Origin of the sequence: Pseudonocardia oroxyli, assembly GCF_900102195.1 — a bacterium.
GTDB classification, from domain to species: Bacteria; Actinomycetota; Actinomycetes; order Mycobacteriales; family Pseudonocardiaceae; genus Pseudonocardia; species Pseudonocardia oroxyli.
Genome location: NZ_FNBE01000018.1, coordinates 122,168 through 142,873, shown reverse-complemented (window position 1 = coordinate 142,873; position 20,706 = coordinate 122,168). Strand labels below are relative to the sequence as shown.

General features: G+C 71.9%; 16 protein-coding genes and 2 pseudogenes. 13 read left to right on the top strand and 5 right to left on the bottom strand.

Features of this window, described 5'->3' with window-relative positions:
- Window positions 1-79: 79 nt before the first annotated feature.
- Window positions 80-1,426: pseudogene (locus BLS43_RS24280) on the bottom strand (AMP-binding protein); the annotation flags it as partial.
- Window positions 1,427-1,506: 80 nt separating this feature from the next.
- Between BLS43_RS24280 and BLS43_RS32145 the strand changes: the two are divergent.
- A pseudogene (locus BLS43_RS32145) lies at window positions 1,507-1,833 on the top strand (helix-turn-helix transcriptional regulator); the annotation flags it as partial.
- Window positions 1,834-1,935: 102 nt separating this feature from the next.
- Here the strand turns inward: BLS43_RS32145 and BLS43_RS24275 are convergent.
- Window positions 1,936-2,838: an NUDIX hydrolase gene (locus BLS43_RS24275; RefSeq protein ID WP_093089018.1), complete on the bottom strand. Its 903-nt coding sequence runs from the start codon at window positions 2,836-2,838 to the stop codon at window positions 1,936-1,938.
- The gene (locus BLS43_RS24270) at window positions 2,835-5,177 is read right to left on the bottom strand and encodes an RNA degradosome polyphosphate kinase (protein WP_425438567.1); all 2,343 of its coding nucleotides are present in this window, start codon (window positions 5,175-5,177) and stop codon (window positions 2,835-2,837) included. The genes BLS43_RS24275 and BLS43_RS24270 overlap by 4 nt, the downstream gene beginning before the upstream one ends.
- 292 nt (window positions 5,178-5,469) lie before the next feature.
- On the opposite strand from BLS43_RS24270, the gene BLS43_RS24265 reads away from it, so the two are divergent.
- The 9 genes from BLS43_RS24265 to BLS43_RS24225 all read left to right on the top strand — a co-directional run bounded on the left by BLS43_RS24265 (window position 5,470) and on the right by BLS43_RS24225 (window position 16,212).
- The gene (locus tag BLS43_RS24265; RefSeq protein WP_093089016.1) at window positions 5,470-6,786 is read left to right on the top strand and encodes an NtaA/DmoA family FMN-dependent monooxygenase; all 1,317 of its coding nucleotides are present in this window, start codon (window positions 5,470-5,472) and stop codon (window positions 6,784-6,786) included.
- Window positions 6,786-8,090, top strand: a complete 1,305-nt coding sequence (locus BLS43_RS24260) for an NtaA/DmoA family FMN-dependent monooxygenase (RefSeq protein ID WP_176921513.1) — start codon at window positions 6,786-6,788, stop codon at window positions 8,088-8,090. The genes BLS43_RS24265 and BLS43_RS24260 overlap by 1 nt, the downstream gene beginning before the upstream one ends.
- Before the next feature lie 157 nt (window positions 8,091-8,247).
- Window positions 8,248-9,555, top strand: a complete 1,308-nt coding sequence (locus BLS43_RS24255; RefSeq protein WP_093089014.1) for an NtaA/DmoA family FMN-dependent monooxygenase — start codon at window positions 8,248-8,250, stop codon at window positions 9,553-9,555.
- Complete coding sequence (locus BLS43_RS24250) at window positions 9,555-10,862, top strand: NtaA/DmoA family FMN-dependent monooxygenase (RefSeq protein WP_093089013.1); 1,308 nt, start codon at window positions 9,555-9,557, stop codon at window positions 10,860-10,862. Before BLS43_RS24255 ends, BLS43_RS24250 begins: the two co-directional genes overlap by 1 nt.
- Before the next feature lie 48 nt (window positions 10,863-10,910).
- Window positions 10,911-11,801 (top strand): ABC transporter ATP-binding protein, encoded by an 891-nt coding sequence (locus BLS43_RS24245; protein WP_093089012.1) that lies wholly within the window; start codon window positions 10,911-10,913, stop codon window positions 11,799-11,801.
- On the top strand, window positions 11,798-12,580 hold the full coding sequence (locus BLS43_RS24240) for an ABC transporter ATP-binding protein (protein ID WP_093089011.1): 783 nt from the start codon (window positions 11,798-11,800) through the stop codon (window positions 12,578-12,580). Before BLS43_RS24245 ends, BLS43_RS24240 begins: the two co-directional genes overlap by 4 nt.
- On the top strand, window positions 12,577-13,623 hold the full coding sequence (locus BLS43_RS24235) for an ABC transporter permease (protein WP_093089010.1): 1,047 nt from the start codon (window positions 12,577-12,579) through the stop codon (window positions 13,621-13,623). The genes BLS43_RS24240 and BLS43_RS24235 overlap by 4 nt, the downstream gene beginning before the upstream one ends.
- Window positions 13,624-13,626: 3 nt before the next feature.
- Window positions 13,627-14,484 carry an ABC transporter permease gene (locus BLS43_RS24230; protein ID WP_093089009.1) on the top strand — a complete coding sequence of 286 codons (858 nt, stop codon included), beginning with the start codon at window positions 13,627-13,629 and terminating at the stop codon, window positions 14,482-14,484.
- A 60-nt stretch (window positions 14,485-14,544) separates the two neighbouring features.
- The gene (locus tag BLS43_RS24225) at window positions 14,545-16,212 is read left to right on the top strand and encodes an ABC transporter substrate-binding protein (RefSeq protein ID WP_093089008.1); all 1,668 of its coding nucleotides are present in this window, start codon (window positions 14,545-14,547) and stop codon (window positions 16,210-16,212) included.
- On the opposite strand, the gene BLS43_RS24220 is transcribed toward BLS43_RS24225, so the two are convergent.
- Both BLS43_RS24220 and cofC read right to left on the bottom strand, forming a co-directional pair.
- Window positions 16,209-16,940 (bottom strand): GntR family transcriptional regulator, encoded by a 732-nt coding sequence (locus BLS43_RS24220; RefSeq protein WP_093089007.1) that lies wholly within the window; start codon window positions 16,938-16,940, stop codon window positions 16,209-16,211. The genes BLS43_RS24225 and BLS43_RS24220 overlap by 4 nt on opposite strands.
- A 90-nt stretch (window positions 16,941-17,030) precedes the next feature.
- Window positions 17,031-17,663 (bottom strand): 2-phospho-L-lactate guanylyltransferase, encoded by a 633-nt coding sequence (gene cofC, locus BLS43_RS24215; RefSeq protein ID WP_093089006.1) that lies wholly within the window; start codon window positions 17,661-17,663, stop codon window positions 17,031-17,033.
- Window positions 17,664-17,718: 55 nt separating this feature from the next.
- Here cofC and BLS43_RS24210 point away from each other — a divergent pair, with 55 nt between their 5' ends.
- Genes BLS43_RS24210 through BLS43_RS24200 form a run of 3 tightly spaced genes read left to right on the top strand, consistent with a single transcriptional unit; the run spans window position 17,719 to window position 20,599 of the window.
- The gene (locus BLS43_RS24210) at window positions 17,719-18,444 is read left to right on the top strand and encodes a lysophospholipid acyltransferase family protein (RefSeq protein WP_093089005.1); all 726 of its coding nucleotides are present in this window, start codon (window positions 17,719-17,721) and stop codon (window positions 18,442-18,444) included.
- Complete coding sequence (locus BLS43_RS24205) at window positions 18,441-19,448, top strand: NAD(P)H-dependent glycerol-3-phosphate dehydrogenase (protein ID WP_093089004.1); 1,008 nt, start codon at window positions 18,441-18,443, stop codon at window positions 19,446-19,448. The genes BLS43_RS24210 and BLS43_RS24205 overlap by 4 nt, the downstream gene beginning before the upstream one ends.
- A gap of 59 nt (window positions 19,449-19,507) precedes the next feature.
- Window positions 19,508-20,599: a cystathionine gamma-lyase gene (locus BLS43_RS24200; RefSeq protein WP_093089003.1), complete on the top strand. Its 1,092-nt coding sequence runs from the start codon at window positions 19,508-19,510 to the stop codon at window positions 20,597-20,599.
- The last annotated feature ends 107 nt before the right edge of the window (window positions 20,600-20,706 follow it).

Genomic DNA, 20,706 nt, shown 5'->3' with positions numbered 1-20,706 from the left:
GGCGACGAGGGCGTCGTCGGTGGGTCGTGCCCGGCGCGGTCACCACGTGCGCCACGACGACCTCGCCGCGCAGCTCGTCCGGCTCTCCGACGACGGCGGCCTCGAGCACGGCCGGGTGGCTGAGCAGTGCGCTCTCCACCTCGAACGGGCCGATCCGGTAGCCCGCCATGAGGATGACGTCGTCGTCCCGCGATCCGAAGGTGAGGTAGCCGTCGGCGTCGACGGTGGCGACGTCTCCGGTCAGGTACCAGCGACCGTCCGCGCTGAAGCGCTCCGCCGTGCGCTCCGCGGCGTCCCGGTAGCCGGTGAACGCCATGTACGGGCTGTTCGGCACGTCGACCGCGACCCGGCCGAGCTCGCCGACCGGTGCGGGTTCGTCCACGTCGGACCGCAGGACGGTCACCGACCAGCCGGGCAGCGGACGTCCCATCGAGCCGGTCTTGATGTCGGCCAGCAGATCCGGGTGCCAGGCGTTCGCCACGGTCATCCCCGTCTCGGTCTGCCCGTAGTGGTCGCGCACCGGCAGGCCGAGCTCCTTCTCGGCCCACTCGACGACCTCGGGGGTGAGCGGCTCGCCCGCCGAGGAGCAGTGCCGCAGCCGCAGCCCCGCGGGCGTCGGGGCGGGGTCGCTGCGCAGGGCGCGGTAGACCGTGGGGCCCGCGGCGAAGTTCGTGACGCCGAACTCGGCGAGGACCTGCCAGGTCAGCGCGGGGGAGAAGCCCGCGTGCAGGAGCAGGCTGCGGCGGCCGGTCGCCATCGGCGCGGTGATCGCGTAGTACAGCCCGTACGCCCAGCCGGGGTCGGCGGCGTTCCAGAAGACGTCCTCGTCGGTGTGGTCGAGGGCGAGCTCCTGGTAGGAGTGCAGCCCGGCCAGCGCGCGCAGGGGCACCGGCACCCCCTTGGGCGTGCCGGTGGTGCCCGAGGTGAAGAGCTCGATCAGCACGCCGTCGCCGCCGACGGCCACCGGCTCGGGAGCGTCGCCGTCCAGGTCGGCGAGCGCGCCGGTCGGGATGATCCGCGCGTCGGTGTCGATCTCGTCCAGCTTCGGCTGCTGCGACTCGTCGACCAGCACGACCTTGGTGCCGTTCCCGGTGATGCGCAGCGCGATCGCGGGCGGCGCGAACGCGGTGAACAGCGGGACCTGGACGGCGCCGAGCCGCCAGATCGCCAGCAGGCCGATCACGAACTCGGCGGACTTGCCCATGAGCGTGGCGACACGGTCGCCGCGGCCCACCCCGAGCGCCGCGAGCCCCGCCGCGACCCGCCCGGACGCCTCGTCGAGCTCGCCGTAGGTCAGGTCGCGGCTGGTGAGGTCCGGCTCGACCACGGTGAACGCCACCGCGTCCGCCGGGTGGCGGCGGCAGAGCAGGTGCAGGGCGTTCGCGTCGGGGGCGCCGTAGGTGCGCACGAGTTCCTGGACGGTCATGGGGGTCCTTCCGCGGCGACGATGACTGCCGACAGGGTGCGCGACGGAGCCGTCGCGGAACACCCCCCGAGGAGGGGTCGATGCGCGACCTGGACGCACGGATGCGGCGCACTCTCGCCCGCGTCCGGGCGGCGAGCGGGGTGTCGCTCGCCTTCGGCGGCCCGGTGGCCGCGTCCGGTGCCGTGGGGCTGGAGCTGTTCGAGGGCCAGACCGTGGGCGCGCTCGCCGGGGTGGTGCTCGAGCCGGGGAAGGGGCTGGGCGGCAAGGCCGCCGAACTGCGCCGACTCCTCGTGGCGGACGACCACTTCGACACCCCGTTCACCACCAGCCGGTACAAGGCGTTGATCAAGGCGGAGGGCCTACGGTCCATCGCGGCCGCGCCGGTGATCGTCGGACGGCGACCGGTCGGGGTGCTCTACGGCGCGCTGCTCGGGCTGCGCGTGCACACCGTGAAGGGGTACCTGAAAGCCGCCACCGCCAAGCTCGGCGCCACCTCCCGCCTCGACGCCCTAGCCCGGCGTCGGGTAGTAGTCCGCCGACCGCAGGCCGCCGTCCGGGCCGGTGGTGAGCACCCAGGTGCCGGCCTTCTTGCTGGGCACGGGCTTCTCGACGGGGCAGGGGACGCCGGTGGGGCGGGCGCCGGACTCCTCGAGGAGCTCGGCGACGACGTCGGGGATCACGCCGCCCTGGCTGCACAGCGCCGTGACCCCGGGGGTCGCCAGCAGCGCGCGGAAGCGGTCCCGGCCTGCCGCCGGGTCCGCCCAGTAGCCCTCCTCGCCGAGGAGCGGCTCGGGGAGGATCGGCGCGGCGCCCGCGGCGGGGGCCAGGGTGTCGACGCAGCGGACCGGCGTCGCCGAGTGGAAGCGTTCGGGGCCGAAGAGGCCCAGGAAACCGACGAGGTGCTCGGCCTGGTGGCGGCCGTCCCCGGAGAGGGGGCGCAGGTCGTCGTCGCCGTCCCAGTTGTTCCGGCTGCCCGCCTTGGCGTGCCGGACGACGAGCAGGACCGTCGACGGCGGGGTGAACCGGTCCAGGACCTGCGCGTCGTGCGGGTAGGTCACCAGGCGGGCGGCCTCCGTCGGAGACACCCAACGCAGCTCGTCCACCTCGTCGTTCGGGACGAAGTCGACTTCTTCCAGCGCCTCGGCGGCCCAGTAGCGCACCAGCTTGCGGCCCTCGGGGACGGTGTAGCGGACGTCCCCGATGCGCCGGCCGAGCCGGGCCCGGAGGCCGGTCTCCTCCCGGGTCTCCCGGATCGCGCAGGCGGCGAGGGACTCGCCCCGCTCCAGCTTCCCCTTGGGGAGGGACCAGTCGTCGTAGCGGGGGCGATGGACCAGCGCGACGTGCTCGCCCCGCCACAACACCGTGCCCGCGGCGAGGACGTCCGCACCGAGGGCGGCGTGCAGGTCGGTCATTCGGCGTCGGTGGTCCGGGCGGAGTGGGCGATCATCAGCTCGGCCTGGTGGTCGCGGACCTTCTCCAGGTCCGTGCCGGTGGGCGGGGAGGGCTCCCAGCGGTCGTCCGTCAGCACCCAGCAGCGGGTGGTGGGGTCGAGCGCCGAGTCCATGATGTCCTTGAGCTGGCCCGCCAACCGCGGGTCCGCCACCCGCAGCAGCACCTCGACCCGGCGGTCGAGGTTGCGGTGCATCATGTCCGCGCTGCCGATCCAGTACTCGTCCGCCGCGCCGAAGTGGAAGATGCGCGAGTGCTCCAGGTAGCGCCCGAGGATGGACCGCACGTGGATGTTCTCGCTGAGCCCCTCCACACCCGGGCGGATCGCGCAGATCCCGCGCACCACCACGTCCACGGGCACGCCCGCCTGCGACGCCCGGTACAGCGCGTCGATCACCTGCTCGTCCACCAGGGAGTTGACCTTGATCTGCACCCGCGCGTCCGGGGAGCCCTCCCGGTGCGCCGCGATCTCGTCCTCGATGCGCCGGACGATGCCGCGCCGCACGCCGTACGGCGCCACGAGCAGGCTGCGGTAGCTCGTCTGCCGGGAGTAGCCGGTGAGGGAGTTGAACAGGTCCGTGAGGTCCGCGCCGATGGTGGGGTCGGCGGTGAGCACGCCGACGTCCTCGTAGAGCCGTGCGGTCTTCGGGTTGTAGTTCCCCGTGCCGACGTGGCAGTAGCGACGGATCGTGGAGCCCTCCTGGCGCACCACGAGCGAGGTCTTGCAGTGCGTCTTCAGGCCGACCAGGCCGTACACGACGTGCACGCCCGCCTTCTCCAGCTCGCGCGCCCAGCGGATGTTGGCCTGCTCGTCGAACCGGGCCTTGATCTCGACCAGCGCGACGACCTGCTTGCCCGCGGCGGCGGCGTCGATCAGGGCGTCCACGATCGGCGAGTCGCCGGACGTCCGGTACAGCGTCTGCTTGATCGCCAGGACGTTCGGGTCGGCGGCGGCCTGCTCGATGAAGCGCTGCACGCTCGTCGAGAAGGAGTCGTAGGGATGGTGGACCAGGACGTCCCCGTCCCGGAGGGTGGCGAAGATGCTCTTCGGCGTCTCGCGGTCGGCGAAGGCCGGGTGCGTCGCGGGCCGGAAGGGCTCGTCCTTGAGGTCGGGGCGGTCGGTGCCGTAGACCTCCCAGAGACAGGTGAGGTCCAGCAGGCCGGGGACGGTGACGACGTCCCCGGGGTCGACGTCGAGCTCGCGGAGCAGCAGCTCCAGCACGTGCTCGGACATGGTGTCGACGACCTCGAGCCGCACGGGCGGGCCGAACCGGCGGCGGGCGAGCTCCCGCTCCAGGGCCTGCAGCAGGTCCTCGTCGCGGTCCTCCTCGACCTCGAGGTCCGCGTTGCGGGTGACGCGGAAGGCGTGCACCTCCGCGACCTCCAGGCCGGGGAACAGCTCGCCGAGGTGGGCGGCGATGAGGTCCTCGATCGGCAGGAACGTGACGTCCCGGCCCGGCCTACCGTCGTCGTCCTGTACTCGCACCAGGCGCGGGACGTTGTTCGGGACCTTGACGCGGGCGAAGCGCTCGGTGCGGGAGTCGGTGTCCCGCACCGTGACGGCGAGGTTCAGCGACAGCCCGGAGATGTACGGGAAGGGGTGCGCCGGGTCGACCGCCAGCGGGGTGAGGACGGGGAAGACCTGGGCGGCGAAGTAGTCGCTGAGCCTGCCGCGCTGGATCTCGGTGAGGTCCGACCAGCGGCGGATGTGGATGCCGTTGCGGTCCAGCTCGGGGCGCACCTCGTCGAGGAACACCCGCGCGTGGGCCTCGGAGACGGCCTGGGAGCGCTCGTGGATGCGGGCGAGCTGCTCGCGAGGGGAGAGCCCGTCCGCGCTGCGCACGGCCAGGCCCGTCTCGTCCCGGCGCTTCAGCCCGGCGACCCGGACCATGTAGAACTCGTCCAGGTTGCTGGCGAAGATCGCGAGGAACTTCGCCCGCTCCAGCAGCGGCTGGGAGGTGTCCTCGGCCAACGCGAGGACCCGGGCGTTGAAGTCCAGCCAGGAGAGCTCGCGGTTGAGGTAGCGGTCCTCCGGCAGCCCGCTCGGCGCGGCGACGGTGGTCGGTGCGGGCGGGGAGATCGGCGCGGCCCCGGGGCTGGGTGGGGAGGCGGCGGTCGGGGCGGTCGCAGTGCTCGCCTGGGTGGGCTCGGCCGGGTTGCCGGGTGCGGCGCGCTGCTCGGCCCCCGCCACGGTCGTGGCGGCGCTGGTCCGACGGCGGGTGGCGGGCCGCCGCGCCGGGGCGCGGCGCGTGGACTTGCGTGGTGGTGTCTGCTCTCCGCCCGTACTGCTCACCGGCGCGATTCTCCTACACCGCCCGTGTGCGGGACGGGGTGGGACTGCCGACATCCGGGTGAACAGTGGGTCACGGGGAGGTCTCGACCCGACGTCACGCGCCGGTGTCCGAGGCGAGCCGTCTCGGCGTTGAAAGCGACCCCGGACGCCGTCGGCCCTGCTCAGCGCGCCGCGGCTCGGGGCGGGGCTCGCGAAACGGCTCGGCTACGGCTGCGATCCACGCCGGTCACGATTCGGCGTTTTCGTTGTCCCGTCCAGCCCGGTCCTCCCGGGTCACTCGGCGGCGGAAGGACCCTCACGCATGTTCCACCTCGGATGGTTCCTCGGCTCGGGCTTCGGTATCCAGCCCGGCCGCGGCACGTTCGACGGCCAGGCCTGGCGCGACTGGATGAAGCCCCGGCGGTACGTCGAGATGGCCGCCACGCTGGAGCGCGGCGGCTACGACTTCGTGTTCATCGAGGACACCGCGATGATCGAGGACACCTACGGCGGATCGGCCGCCTGGACCCTCGCCCACGGCGAGATGGCGCCCAAGAACGACCCGCTCCCGCTCGTCCCGCTGATGGCGGCGGGCTCGAAGCACATCGGGATCATCAACACGATGTCCACGATCCAGTACGCGCCGTACACGGCCGCCCGGCTGATGACGACCCTGGACCACCTGACCGACGGTCGCGCCGGGATCAACGTGGTGACCTCGGTGACCCACCGGGTCGCGCAGAACTTCGGCTACGACGCGCACCTCCCGCACGACGAGCGCTACGGGATGGCCGCCGAGTGGATGGAGGTGGTGACGCGGCTGTGGGACTCCTGGGAACCCGGCGCCGTGGTCGGCGACCTCGACACCCCGATGTACGCGGACGCCTCCAAGGTCCACACCATCGACCACGCGGGGAAGTACTACAAGGTGCGCGGCCCGCTCAACACGATCCCCGGGCCGCAGGGTCGACCCGTCGTGGGGCAGGCGGGGAACTCGGTGCCCGGTCGCGAGCTCGCCGCGACCTACGCCGACACCATGCTGGCCATGGGGCACAGCGCGGAGCAGATGAAGGCCTTCCGCGAGGACATGCACGAGCGGATGATCGCCCACGGCCGCAAGCCGAGCGACATCAAGATCATGTTCCTGGTGACCCCGATGCTCGGGGAGAGCGACGAGCACGCCCGCGACCGGGAGGCCCAGCGGGTCGCGGCCACCCGGGACCCGCACCACATCGAGCAGATCCTCTGGCAGCTGTCCTACATCAGCGGCGGCACCGTGGACTTCTCGACCTTCGACCTGGACGCCAGGATGCCGGACGTCCTCGGTAACGGCGAGCAGAGCTCGATGCGCCAGTACGTCGTGGGCAACGAGGACAAGACGCTGCGCGAGGTGGTGACCGGGGTCCGCCAGATCTCCGACCTCGGCCTGGTCGGGTCGCCGGACACGGTGGCGGCGAAGATGGGCGAGCTGATGGACGAGGTCGGCGGCGACGGCTTCCTGCTCTACCAACCCCGCGCGCTCAACGCCCGCACCCTGTCGGAGTATGCGGACGGGCTCAGCCCGGCGCTGCGCAGACGGGGACTGATCCGGGACGGCTTCGACGACGTCCCGTTCCGCGACAACCTGCTGGCCTTCTGATGGGCGCCCCCTTCCGGCTCGGCTGGTTCGGCAACCTCACCGCCCCCGAGTGGCGGGACGGCTGGTCCACCGACGACGCGCTGACCTGGTCCGACGGCCGGTTCTACGTGGAGATGGTGCAGGCCATGGAGCGCGCGGGCTTCGACTTCATGATGCTCGAGGACTCGCTCATGGTCTCCGACATCTACGCCGGGACCGCCGAGCTCGAGCTCAAGCACGCCGTCTACGCCCCCAAGCTCGACCCGGTGCCGGTGATCTCGATGCTGGCCTACGCCACCGAGCACATCGGGATCGTGGGCACGGCCTCCACCACCTTCTACCCGCCGTACCTGCTGGCCAGGGCCTTCTCGACGCTGGACCACGTGACCCGTGGCCGGGTCGGCTGGAACGTCGTGACATCCAGCGAGGACCGCGCGGCCCAGAACTTCGGGATGGAGAAGATCCCCGAGCACGACCGGCGCTACGACGTGGCGGGGGAGTTCGTCGACGTCGTGCGGAAGCTGTGGGACTCGTGGGCGCCGGACGCGATCGTCGCGGACCCCGTGACCGGCTACTACGCCGACCACACCAAGGTCGCGCCCATCCACCACGAGGGCGAGTTCTTCACCGTGCGGGGGCCGCTGAACACCCCGCGGGGGCCGCAGGGTCGCCCGGTGGTGTGTCAGGCGGGTGCCTCGCCGAAGGGACGCGAGTTCGCGGCGAAGAACGCGGACATGCTGCTCACCATCCCCAACGGGTTGGACGGCATGAAGGAGTACCGGGACGACATCCGTGCCCGTGCCGCCGCGCACGGCCGCGACCCGGACGAGATCAAGGTGTTCTTCGTGGTCGAGCCCGTGGTCGGGCGGACGGACGCCGAGGCGTGGGCCAAGCACGAGGAGTACCTCGGCCACGCCCAGCGCAACTACGAGTTCCAGATGGTCAACTTCGCGGCGACGATGGAGATCGACTTCTCGGTGTTCGACCCGGACCTGCCCATCCCCGAGGACGTCACCACCAACGGGCACCAGGGCCAGTTCGCGATCTGGAAGGAGGCCTTCGGCGGCAAGCCGATCAAGGAGGCCGCCGGAGCCATGCGGATCGGCAGCATCGAGCTCGTCGGCAGCCCGGCCACCATCGCGGACCGGATGGAGGAGGCGATGGAGCACGTCGGCGGGGACGGCTTCATGTTCCTCTCCCAGCCCCCGAGCCGCGCCTACATCGCGGACATCACCGAGGGGCTCTGCCCCGAGCTCCAGCGCCGCGGCCTCATCCGGACGGGCTTCAGCCACGCCACCTTCCGGGAGAACCTGCGCTCGTTCTGAGCGAATTCCCGGCGTTTTTCCGGCCTGCGCCGACGTCGTCGCAGGTCAGCGGGCTCGTGTCCCGAGTGACGGACTGCGAAATCGACTGGCTACCACTCCGACCTCCCGACGACACCCCGCCCGGTTTTGCTTCTCCAGGACAGAAAGGACGCGCACCATGGCTGCATCGCCGTTTCGGCTCGGTTGGTTCGGCAACCTCACCACGCCCGAGTGGCGGACCGGCTGGTCGAACGACGCCCTGAGCTGGACCGACGCGCGCTACTACGTCGACATGGTCCGGGACATGGAGCGGGCGGGGTTCGACTTCATGATGCTCGAGGACTCGCTCATGGTCTCCGACATCTACGCCGGGACCGCCGAGCTGGAGCTCAAGCACGCGATGTACGCGCCGAAGCTGGACCCGGTGCCGGTGATCTCGATGCTGGCCTACGCCACCGAGCACATCGGGATCGTGGGTACGGCGTCCACCACCTTCTACCCGCCGTACCTGCTGGCCAGGACGTTCTCGACACTCGACCACGTGACCCGCGGCCGGGTCGGCTGGAACATCGTGACCTCCAGCGAGGACCGCGCCGCGCAGAACTTCGGCATGGACAAGCTCCCCGAGCACGACCTCCGCTACGAGATCGCGGAGGAGTTCGTCGAGGTGGTCACGGCGCTCTGGGACTCCTGGGCGCCGGACGCGGTCGTCGCCGACCCGATCAGCGGCTACTACGCCGACCACACCAAGGTCGCGCCGATCCACCACGAGGGCAAGCACTTCTCGGTCCGGGGTCCGCTGAACACCCCGCGCAGCCCCCAGGGGCGACCGGTGATCTGCCAGGCGGGGGCGTCGCCCCGGGGCCGGGACTTCGCCGCCAAGAACGCCGACATGCTGCTGTGCATCCCGAACGGGCTCGACGGGATGAAGGAGTACCGGGACGACATCCGCGCCCGCGCCGCCGCGCACGGCCGCGACCCGGACGACATCAAGGTGTTCTTCGTGGTGGCGCCGATCATCGGTCGCACGATGGAGGAGGCCCAGGCCAAGGAGGCCGCCTTCCGCGCGGACAAGCAGCGCAACTTCGAGAAGCAGATGGTGCACTTCGGGGCGATCATGGAGATCGACTTCTCCGTGCTGGACCCGGACCTGCCCATCCCGGACGACGTGACGACCAACGGCCACCAGGGCACCTTCGAGGGCTGGAAGCAGGCCTTCGGCGGCCGCACCATCAAGGACGCCGCCAGCGACATGCGGGTGGCGAGCATGCCGCTGGTCGGCACCCCGGACCACATCGCCGACGAGATGGACAAGGCGATGGAGCACGTCGGCGGCGACGGGTTCATGTTCCTCGCCCAGCCCACGAGCCGGGAGTACATCCGCGAGATCACCGAGGGCCTGTGCCCGGCGCTGCGCCGCCGCGGCCTGATCCGCACCGGGTTCGCCCACGAGCACTTCCGCGACAACATGAGGAGCTTCGACTGATGTTCCGCCTCGGATGGTTCCTGGGCAACGGCTTCGGCATGCAGCCCTGGTTCGGCGACTGGGCGGGCCGGTCCATGACTGAGTGGACGCAGCCCGGGCTCTACGTCGACCTGACGACCTCGCTGGAACGCGCGGGCTTCGACCTGCTGTTCATCGAGGACACCTCGATGGTCGAGGACACCTACGGCGGCTCCGCGGAGACCACGCTCAAGTACGGGCTGATGGCGCCCAAGAACGACCCCGTGCCGCTGGTGCCACTGCTCGCCGCGGCGACCGAGCACATCGGCATCGCGGTGACGATGTCCACCATCCAGTACCCGCCCTTCCTGGCCGCGCGCTCGATGGTCACGCTCGACCACCTGACGAAGGGCCGCGCGGGGGTCAACGTCGTCACCTCGGTGACCCACCGCGTCGCCCAGAACTTCGGCTACGACCAGCACTTCGACCACGCCGAGCGCTACGCGATGGCCGAGGAGTGGATGGACTGCGTCAGCGCGCTCTGGGAGTCCTGGGGGCCCGACGCGCTGGTGCACGACCAGGTCACCCCGCGCTACGCCGACCACACGAAGGTCACCCCGATCGACTTCGTCGGCCGGTACTTCAAGGTCCGGGGCCCGCTGAACACCATCCCGGGCCCGCAGCGGCGCCCGGTCGTGGCCCAGGCGGGCAACTCCACCCCGGGGCGCGAGCTGGCCGCCCGCAACGCCGACACCATGCTCGCCCTGGCGAAGACGCCCGCCGAGATGAAGGCGCTGCGCCAGGACATGGACGAGCGCCTGATCCGCCACGGCCGCAAGCCGGAGGACCTCAAGATCCTGTTCATGGCGGTGCCCTTCCTGGGGGACACCGACCGGGACGCCCAGGAGCGCTTCGACCGCCACCACGCGCGGAAGAAGGACCCGAACAGCATCGAGCAGCGGCTCTGGTACCTGTCCTACGTCTCCGGCGGGGTCGTGGACTACAAGAAGTACGACCTCGACGGGCCGGTGCCCCAGGAGGTCGGCAACGGCGAGACCACCACGGCCAAGGCCTGGCTCGAGGGCTCCCGGGACATCACGCTGCGCGACCTGGCCGAGGGGCCGGGCAACTACGGCATGGAGTTCGTCGGGTCGTCGGAGACCATGGCGGGCCAGATGGCCGAGGCCATGGAGGAGGCGGGCGGCGACGGCTTCCTGCTCTACCCCGAGGTCACCCGGCGGTCGATCATGGAGGTCTGCGACGGCCTCGCGCCCGCCCTGCGCCGCCGCGGCGTGATCCGCGACGGCTACTCCCACAAGACCTTCCGCGAGAACCTGCTCTCCTTCTAGCTCTGTCGAGTGGGCAGCGCCGCCCCGCCGAACCCGCCGAGGAGCCCCATGACGACCAGTGCCCTGGAAGAGTCCACCCAGGCCACCCCGACCCCGCAGCCCGACGCCCTGCTGGAGGTGCGCGGCCTGACGATCACCTACCCCACCCCGACCGGCCCGTTCACCGCGGTCGACGGCGTCGACCTGGTCCTGCGCCCGGGCGACAAGGTCGCCGTGGTGGGGGAGTCCGGATCCGGCAAGACCAACGCCTGCATGGCCGTCGCGGGGTTCCTCGCGCCGGAGGCGCAGGTCTCCGCCGAGGCGATGGCGTTCGCCGGGGCGGACCTGCGGGCGCGCCGCGCCCTGGCGATCCCGGAGCGGATCACCGGCGTGGGCGTGGTCTTCCAGGACGCCATGACCTCGCTCGATCCGGTGTGGACGGTCGGCCAGCAGCTGTGCGCGGTGATCCGGCACAACGAGAAGCTCTCGCGCAAGGAGGTCCGGGCGCGCGCCGCGGACTGGCTGCGCCGGGTGGGGCTGCACGACACCGAGCGGGTGCTCGCGGCCCGGCCCTACGAGCTCTCCGGCGGCATGCGGCAGCGCGTGATGATCGCGATCGCCCTCAGCGCGCGACCGCGGCTGCTCATCGCGGACGAGCCGACCAGCGCGCTCGACGCCACCCTGTCCCGGGAGCTGATGCAGCTCATGGTCGAGCTGACCGAGGAGCTGGGCGCGGCGCTGCTGATGGTCAGCCACGACATGGCGCTGTGCCAGGCGTTCACCGACCGCACCGTGGTGATGTACCAGGGCCGGGTCGTGGACCAGGGCCCGTCGCGGACCCTGGCGGACACGGCCACCCACGCCTACACGCGCGGCCTGATCGCCTGCGTGCCGCGGCTGGAGAACGCGGACTGGAAGCGGCTGCCCACGATGGCCCGCGTCGAAGGGGTGCCCGCGTGAGCGCCACGATCCAGTTCACCGACGTCCGACGGGTGTTCCGCGGGCGCGGCGGCGCCGAGCACGCCGCCGTCGACGGGGTGGACCTGCTGGTGGACTCCTCGACCCGGCTCGGGATCGTCGGGGAGTCCGGGTCGGGCAAGTCCACCGTCGTGCGGATGATGCTCGGCCTGGACCACCCCACCGCGGGCTCGGTGGAGTTCGACGGGGTGCCGCTCGCCTCGATGTCCGCCCCCGCGCTGCGGGCCTTCCGCAGGCAGGTGCAGCTCGTCGCGCAGGACACGTCGTCGTCCTTCGACCCGCGGCGCACGCTGCGGGACGCGCTGCGCAAGCCCTGCCACAACCTGCTCGAGCTGGACACCGCGGCGGCGGACGCGGCCATCGACCGCACCCTGGAGGCGCTCTCCCTCGATCCCGCGCTGGCCGCGCGCAAGCCGCACCAGGTCTCCGGTGGGCAGCGGCAGCGGTTCTCGATCGCCAGGGCGCTCGTGGTGGAGCCGACGGTGATCGTCTGCGACGAGGCCGTCTCGGCGCTGGACGTGTCCGTGCAGGGCTCCGTGCTGAACCTGCTCAAGGAGCACTGCGAGAACCACGACGCGGGGCTGGTGTTCGTGTCCCACGGGCTGCCCGCCACCGCGTTCATCTCCGAGGAGCTGGTCGTGATGTACCAGGGTCGGGTCGTGGAGCGCGGGCCGGTCGGCCGGGTGCTGTTCGAGACCGAGCACCCCTACACCCAGACGCTGGTCGACGCCTACCGCGTGACCGAGGGGGTGCCCTCATGACACACCTCTGGACGCGCAACGGCTGGTGGGTGCGCAGGCTCGCGGTCCTGCCGCTGCACCTGCTGATCTTCGCCCTGGTGGTGTTCTTCCTGGTCAAGCTCATCCCTGGAGACCCGGTCGCCGTGCTCTCGGGCGGGCAGCCGATGACCCCCGAGCAGTACGAGGCCACTCGGGCCTCGCTCGGGCTCGCGGACCCGATCTGGGTGCAGCTGACCACCTTCCTGGGCGACGCGGTGCGGCTGGACTTCGGGAACTCGATCATCAGTGGCATCGGCGTGATGGACGAGATGAGCACCCGGCTGCCGGAGACCGTCGAGCTGGCGGTGATGGCGATGACGATCTCCGCGCTGCTCGCGCTGGCCCTGGGGTTCCTCGTGGTGCTCCGGCCGCGCAACGCGGTGTCCCGCGTGATCGCCTCCTACGCCCGGGCCGCGGGCGCGGTGCCGGACTTCTGCCTCGGGGTGGCCGGTGTGTTCGTCTTCTACTCGGTCCTGCACTGGGCGCCCGCCCCGATCGGTCGCTACGCCACCTCGCTCAACGCACCCCCGCGCACCACCGGCTTCCCGTTCCTCGACGCGCTGCTCTCCAGCGACACCGTGCTGATGTCGTCGATGATCCAGCACCTCTGGCTGCCGATCGGAGTGCTCGTCGTCGCCTACGCACCGATGCTGCTCAAGCTGTTCATCCGCTCCCTGGACCAGGCCAAGAACGCCCAGGCCACCCGGTTCCGCATCGCGTCCGGGGCGTCGCGGCCGATGGTGCTGCTCAGCGTCGGGCGGCGTGCGCTGCCGTCCACGATCGCCATGTTCGGCACCATCTTCGGGTTCATGGTCGGCGGGGCGGTCGTCGTCGAGCAGCTGTTCGCGATCCCGGGGATGGGGGAGTACGCGGTCCAGGCCGTCACCCGCGCGGACTTCGTGGCGCTGCGCGGGTTCCTGCTGGTGGTCGGCGCGGTGTCGCTGATCGTGTTCTTCCTGGTCGACGTCGTCACCATGTCCCTCGATCCGCGGCGCCGCCCCGGCGTCGCGACCGCCGGAGGCTGAGCCGTGGCCCTCGCTCTCGACACCCCGGACCGCGACACGCGGCGCAGGCGGACCAGGCGGCCCGGCATCGCGTCGGTCACCCTGGTCCCGGCGGCGATCCTGGTGCTGCTCGCCGTGCTCGGTCCGGTCCTGGTGCCCTTCAGCCCGATCGACGTCGTGGACCGGCCGGACCTGCCGCCCGGCGGCGCGCACTGGTTCGGCACCGACTCCGCGGGCATGGACGTGTTCTCCCGGACCATCGCCGCCACCCGCAACAACCTGCTGATCGGGCTGATCACCACAGTGCTGGCCACCTCGCTGGGCATCCTGATCGGGCTCGTCGTCGGGATGAACGAGTCCCGGCGCGGTCCGGTCGGCACCCTGGCCCGCGGGGTCTCGCGCGCGCTCGACCTCGTGCAGGCCGTCCCGGCGATCATCATCGGCCTGGTCCTGATCGCGTTCTTCGGCGCCTCGATCCCGTCGCTCACGGTGGCGCTGACGGTCTGCCTGCTCCCCAACCAGGCGCGGCTGGTCCGGGCCGAGGTCCTGCGGGTGCGGGGCGAGGCCTACCTGGACGCGGCGCGGGTCTCCGGGGACTCCGAGCTCGTGCTGATCGCCAAGCACGTCCTGCCCAACTCGTCCTGGCCCGCGCTCGAGAACGCCTCGCTGGTGTTCGGCTCGGCGATCGTGCTCACCGCGGGGCTGGGGTTCCTCGGCGTCGGGTTGCACCCGCCGACCCCGGAGTGGGGCTCGATGATCGCGATCGGCGCCCCGGGCGCCGCCTCCGGCCGGTGGTGGTCGGCGCTGTTCCCCGCCGTCGCGCTCGCCCTCACCGTGTTCGCCGTGTCCGGCGTGGGTCGCCGGCTCTTCGGGGACGACTGACCCACCCCCGTCCCGTGACGACCGACCTCCCCCCACCCACCCCAGAAGAAGGAGACACCCATGTCCGCACTCCGCTCCCCCGGGGGGACCGGTCGATGGAGACGGTCCCGCGCCGCCCTGGCCCTCGCCGCGGTGACGGCGTTCGCCGTGGCCTGTTCCTCGTCGGCGAACAACCCGGGCACCGCCGCGGGCGGTGACGGGGCCTCGATGACGATCGTCACCCCCGACACCGGCATCACCTGGACCCTCGACGACGGCTTCGGCGGCTTCGAGCCCGGCAAGAACGTGCAGGCCACGCTGCTGCGCAAGCCGTTCGTCGACTCCCCGCAGGGCCGCGGAGTGCAGCAGCAGGACGTCTACAACTACGGCCCGTACCTCGCGTCGAGCTACGAGGTCAGCCCGGACGGGCTCACCTACACCTTCCACCTCTCCAACGCGATCAGCGCCTCGGGCAACGAGATCACCAGCGACGACGTGCTGTGGAGCTACGAGCGCAAGTTCGGCACCCCGGGGTCGCTGGCCGCGGGCATCATGGCGCCCTCGCTGACCGACCCGGCCCAGCAGATCAAGAAGATCGACGACAAGACCTTCACCATCACCATCCCGCAGGCGGGCCTGGGCACCACGTTCCTCGCCCTGCTCTCGGACCTGTGCGGGCAGATCTACGACAGCACCGAGCTCAAGAAGCACGTGACCCCGGACGACCCGTACGCGGTCAAGTGGTCCGCCCAGAACCCGAACTACGGCTTCGGGCCCTACGAGGTCACCGACTACAAGCCCGGCCAGTCCGTGACCATGACCGCCCGGGACGACTTCGTGCTCGGCCCGCCGAAGGTCAAGACGATCAACATCCGGATCGTGCCCGACCCCGGTACCCGTGCCAACGCCGTCAAGAACGGTGACGCGGACCTGGCCGAGAACGTGACCCCCGCGGACTCCGCGACGCTGTCGCAGGACCCGAACCTGATCGCGCCGCAGGTCAGCAACCCGAACACCTACATCATGATGCCGCTGGTCACCAACAAGGCGCCCTTCGACAACACGCTGGTCCGGCAGGCGATGGCCTACGCCACGCCCTACCAGCAGATCATCGACAACGTCTACCGCGGGCTCGCCCAGCGCAAGGGTCCCGGCTTCCTGCTCGACGACGCGCCGGGCTACTCGAACGCCGGGTTCCCCGACTACACCTACGACCCGGCGAAGGCGAAGGCCCTGCTCGCGCAGGCCGGGTTCCCGAACGGCGTCGGGTTCACCCTGGCCGTGTCGGCGGCCGAGCCGGACGTCCGCGAGGCGGCCATCCAGATCCAGACCCAGGCCAAGGCGGCCGGGTTCGACATCACGATCGACGAGATGCCCGCGTCGGAGTTCGCGCAGCAGCGGACCAACCACACCTCGCAGGCCTTCATCCTGCGGGACTACGCGATCACCCTCACCCCGCCGTACGAGCTGCTCGTCTACACGGCCCCGAACGGCGCGAACAACTTCGCGGACTGGTACTACAAGCCCTTCCAGGACGCCCTCGCCTACGGCAACACCCTGCCGGACGCGTTGTCCGACCAGGCGGGCCAGGCCTGGAACTCCGCGGAGAAGATGTACCTCGACGAGGCGCCGATCGTGTTCATCGGGCAGGTGCAGCCGAACGTGCTGGTCTCCAGCCGGATCACCGGCTACGCCTGGACCTCGGACAACTGGATCGACTACTTCAACTTCGGGACGGTGTCGCCCTAGCTGTGGAATGACACCATGTCTGCGCGGTAGTGCGCGTAGGCGAACTCGTGGATGACGCCGTCGGCGTCGGACAGGGTCTGGTCCCGCACGAGCAGCCCCGCCCCCGGGCTGACTCCGAGCAGGGCCGCGGTCTGCTCGTCCGCGTCGACGGCGTCGATCCACGTCTGCATCCGGCCGAACGGCCTGCCGTAGATGGCCTCGAACGTCGTGGCGATGTCGTGGATGGCGGACCGGTGCTCGAACATGTCGATGCTCGGGTCGATCTGGAAGGCGACCAGGGTGCCGATCGTGGTGCCCTCGCTGGAGATGAGGTACTCGATCATCCGCAGCTGGGAGCGGTCGGTGGGCATGCGGCTGCGGATGAGCCCGTGCGCGGGGAACGTGTCGTCCCCGATCAGCCGGTAGTCCAGAGGCCCGCCCGCCTGGGTGTCCACGACGTCCTGCATGGGGATCTGCACGGGCTTGGCGTGCACGTACGTGCCGATGCGGCGCTGCCGGGTGACCAGCCCCTCGTCCGCCAGCAGCTGCAGGGCGAACCGGACCGACGAGCGCGTGGTCCGCAGCTGCTGCACGAGGTCGTCCTCGGTCAGCGGGTCGCCCGCGCGCAGCAGCCCCGACTTGATCGAGGAGCGGATGAGCTGGTGGACCAGCCGGGCCGAGCGGTTCCGGGGCTCGTTGGGCCCGCCGACCGACCGGGGGTGCCGCCGCGCCTGAGCGGGGACGTCCATGCGCCATACCTCTCCCAGATACCTACACCGCGGCGCTGGGGTCCCACCCGCGAGGATAGCCGGGGCGGCGGTCGCGGGGAACGGCTCGGCTCACGCGATGTGGGGTGTGCCTGCGCAGACGAGCAGGGCGGCGGTGCGCCTGCCGACGCCGAGGGCGCAGGCCTCGCGCAGGTCGGTCTCGGTGTCCACGTCCCGGCGCAGACCCGGGAGCCCGCCGCCGACCGGGACCGCGCCGGAGGCGACGTGTGCGGCGGCGGAGCCGGGGCCGAAGCGGGGGTCGAGCGGGGTGCCCGCAGGGCTGAGCAGGAGCGTGGTGCCGGTGCCCGCGGCGTCCGCGACGAAGGCGCGCGCGTGCCCGGCGAGCGCGGCCTCCAGCTCCTCGGGCTTCAGGGCGGGGAGGTCGGCCTGGAGGGCGCCCCGGGCGAGCCCCGCCGAGAGGGCCGCCGCGCCGTGGCGGTAGGCGGCGTTGAGCCCGCCCGCGGGCTCGTCCCGCACGACGCGGACGGTGCCCGTCAGCGCCGCGGCGACGCGTTCGTCGTCGGTCACCACGACGATCTCCGCGACCGAGGGCGCGGCGAGCGCGGCGTCGATCGTGTCCAGGGCGAGCGCGAGGGCCAGCTCCGCGTGCCGCGCGGGGTCGCCGACACCGCCGTCCGCGGCGCCCCGCAGGCGCGACTTCCCCCGGTCGAGACCCTTGACGGGCACCACCAGTCCGGCACGCACATCCTCATCCTAGGCGGGTGGACCTCGGGTAACGGGACAAGGAAGGATCAGGGGCGTGACGCGCGAGAAGGGTGGCTTCTGGGTCGACCTCGCGGCGGCGGTGTTCTACCCGTCGTCGTGGCTGGTGGGGCGCCCCCGGTACGAAGGGCGGGAGTACCTGCCCGCCACGGGTGGGGCGCTGGTCGTCGCCAACCACATCTCCTACCTGGACCCCCTCTACACCGCCCTGTGGGTGCACAGCGCGCGCCGGGTGCCGCGGTTCCTCGCCAAGGCGAGCCTCTGGCGGGTGCCGGTGTTCGGGAAGGTGCTCGTCGGGTCCGAGCAGATCCCCGTGCACCGCGACTCGGCGGACGCGCAGCAGAGCCTGCGGGACGGGATCGCCGGGCTCGCGAACGGGAAGGTCGTGGTGATCTACCCGGAGGGCACGATCAGCCGCGACCCCGACGGCTGGCCGATGCACTCCCGCACCGGCGCCGCCCGGCTCGCGCTCAGCTCGGACGTCCCCGTGATCCCGGTGGTGCACTGGGGCACCCGGGAGATCTACGACCACTACCGCAAGCGCTTCCGCCCGCTGCCGCGCACCACGGTGCACGTCCGCGGGGGTGCGCCGATCGACCTGAGCGCCTACCGGGGCAAGCCCGTCGACGCCACCGTGCTGCGCGAGGTGACGGACCTGATGATGACCCGGTGCCGGGAGCTGCTCGCCGAGGTGCGCGGGGAGACCGCCCCCGCGGACTTCTACCGCCACGCCCCCATCGCCGCTCCGGAGACCGACTCGTGACGGCCCTCGCGCGCGTCGCCGTCCTCGGCGCCGGCTCGTGGGGCACGGCGTTCGCGAAGGTCGTCGGGGACTCGGGCCGCGATGTCGTGCTGTGGGCCCGGCGGCCCGAGGTGGCCACCGCGGTGTCCGAGCGCCGCGAGAACCCGGACTACCTGCCCGGGATCCGGCTACCCGAGACCGTGTCCGCCACGACGAACGCCGCCGCGGCGCTCTCGGGCGTGGACGCCGTGGTGTTGGCGGTGCCCTCGCAGACGCTGCGGGGCAACCTCGCCGACTGGAAGCCGCTGCTGCCGCCCGGGCGCACCCTCGTCTCGCTGGCCAAGGGTGTGGAGCTGGGCACGCTCAAGCGGATGAGCGAGGTGATCGCGGAGGTGGCCGAGGTGCCGTCGGCCCAGGTCGCGGTGGTGAGCGGACCGAACCTGGCGCGCGAGATCGCCGCCGGGGAGCCGACGGCCACGGTGATCGCCTGCTCCGACCACGAGCGCGCGCTCGCCCTGCAGGCGGCCACGTCGAACGACTACTTCCGGTCCTACACGAACACGGACGTCGTCGGGTGCGAGCTCGGTGGCGCAGGCAAGAACGTGATCGCGCTGGCCGTCGGGATCGCCGCGGGGATGGGGCTGGGGGACAACAGCCGCGCCTCGCTGATCACCCGCGGGCTGGCCGAGACCTCCCGGCTCGGCGCCGCGCTGGGCGCCGACCCGCTGACGTTCGCGGGGCTCGCCGGGCTCGGCGACCTGGTGGCGACGTGCTCGTCGCCCCTGTCGCGCAACCGGACCTTCGGCGAGCACCTCGGCCGGGGCGAGTCGCTGGCCCGGGCCGAGGCGGCCAACCACGGGCAGGTCGCGGAGGGCGTGAAGTCCTGCCTGTCGATCTGCGAGCTGGGGGAGCGGCACGGCGTGGAGCTGCCGATCGCCGACGCCGTCCGGCGGGTGTGCCACGAGGGCTACTCGGCGCGGGAGATGGCCAAGGAGCTGATCTCCCGCGCACCGAAGGCGGAATGACCCCGTGAGTGGCGATAGTCGCTGGAGCGACTATCGCCACTCACGGAGACGGAGGGGACATGGCGGGGGACGGGACGCGGTGCGTCGGGCATCCGACGGGCGAGCCGGGGGAGCCGGTGCACCCGGGGCCGGTGCTGTCGTCGACCTTCCACCTGGGGACGGGGGACGAGCCGTACTTCTACGGCCGCGCCGGTAACCCCACGTGGACGGCGTACGAGTCCGCGATCGGCGCGCTGGAGGGCGGGCACTGCGTGGCCTTCGCCTCCGGGATGGCGGCGGTGTCCACGGTGCTGCGGCTGTGCGCGCGGCCCGGCACCGCGGTCGTCCTGCCGTCCGACGGGTACTACGTGTCCCGGCTCGTCGCGTCCGAGGAGCTCGCGCCGCTCGGAGTGGAGGTGCGCGAGTTCGCGACGGCCGGGTCTCCCGCCTCCTTCGCGGGCGCCACCCTGGTGCTGGTGGAGACGCCGTCGAACCCGGGGCTCGAGGTCTGCGACATCCGCGCCCTGGCCGACGCGGCGCACGAGGCCGGTGCCCTGCTCGCGGTCGACAACACCACCGCCACCCCGCTGGGGCAGCGGCCGATCCCGCTCGGCGCGGACTTCGTGATCTCCAGTGACACCAAGGCGATCGCCGGGCACGGGGACGTGCTGATGGGCCACGTGACCTGCAGTTCCGCCGCGCTGGCGGAACAGGTGACCCTGATGCGGACCCGTGGCGGTGCCATCCCCGGCCCCTTCGAGACCTGGCTCGCCCACCGCGGCCTGGCCACGCTGGACCTGCGGCTGGAACGGCAGGCGCGCAACGCCCACGCCCTGGTCCAGGCCCTGCTGACCCACCCCGCGGCCGCGGACGTCCGGTGGCCGGGCCTGCCGTCGGACCGCTCGCACGAGATCGCCTCGAGACAGATGCGGCGGTGGAACGGGGTCCTGCGTTTCACTCTGCCCTCGGCCCGCGCCGTCGAGCAGTTCCTGGAGGCCTCGTCGCTGGTGGTCTCGTCGACGAGCTTCGGCGGGGTCAACACCTCCGCCGACCGGCGGGCGCGGTGGGGGGACGCGGTGCCCGAGGGGCTGCTGCGGCTCTCCGCGGGCATCGAGGACACGAACGACCTGGTCGACGACGTGCTGGGGGCCTTGGACCGGGTCCGGACGTGAGAGCGGCCCGCCCCCGGCGGGGACGGGCCGCTCGCGCACCGATCGGGGCGGTGGGCCGATCGGGGCGTCTCCACCGCGGATGCGGTGAAGCCGTGTACGCCTGGATG

Coding starts and splice junctions, on each gene's coding strand:
- BLS43_RS24200 (WP_093089003.1), top strand. CDS start 19,508: ATGGCGGGGGACGGGACGCGGTGCGTCGGGCATCCGACGGGCGAGCCG.
- BLS43_RS24260 (WP_176921513.1), top strand. CDS start 6,786: ATGGGCGCCCCCTTCCGGCTCGGCTGGTTCGGCAACCTCACCGCCCCC.
- BLS43_RS24220 (WP_093089007.1), bottom strand. CDS start 16,940: ATGGACGTCCCCGCTCAGGCGCGGCGGCACCCCCGGTCGGTCGGCGGG.
- BLS43_RS24250 (WP_093089013.1), top strand. CDS start 9,555: ATGTTCCGCCTCGGATGGTTCCTGGGCAACGGCTTCGGCATGCAGCCC.
- BLS43_RS24245 (WP_093089012.1), top strand. CDS start 10,911: ATGACGACCAGTGCCCTGGAAGAGTCCACCCAGGCCACCCCGACCCCG.
- BLS43_RS24235 (WP_093089010.1), top strand. CDS start 12,577: ATGACACACCTCTGGACGCGCAACGGCTGGTGGGTGCGCAGGCTCGCG.
- BLS43_RS24225 (WP_093089008.1), top strand. CDS start 14,545: ATGTCCGCACTCCGCTCCCCCGGGGGGACCGGTCGATGGAGACGGTCC.
- BLS43_RS24275 (WP_093089018.1), bottom strand. CDS start 2,838: ATGACCGACCTGCACGCCGCCCTCGGTGCGGACGTCCTCGCCGCGGGC.
- BLS43_RS24255 (WP_093089014.1), top strand. CDS start 8,248: ATGGCTGCATCGCCGTTTCGGCTCGGTTGGTTCGGCAACCTCACCACG.
- BLS43_RS24265 (WP_093089016.1), top strand. CDS start 5,470: ATGTTCCACCTCGGATGGTTCCTCGGCTCGGGCTTCGGTATCCAGCCC.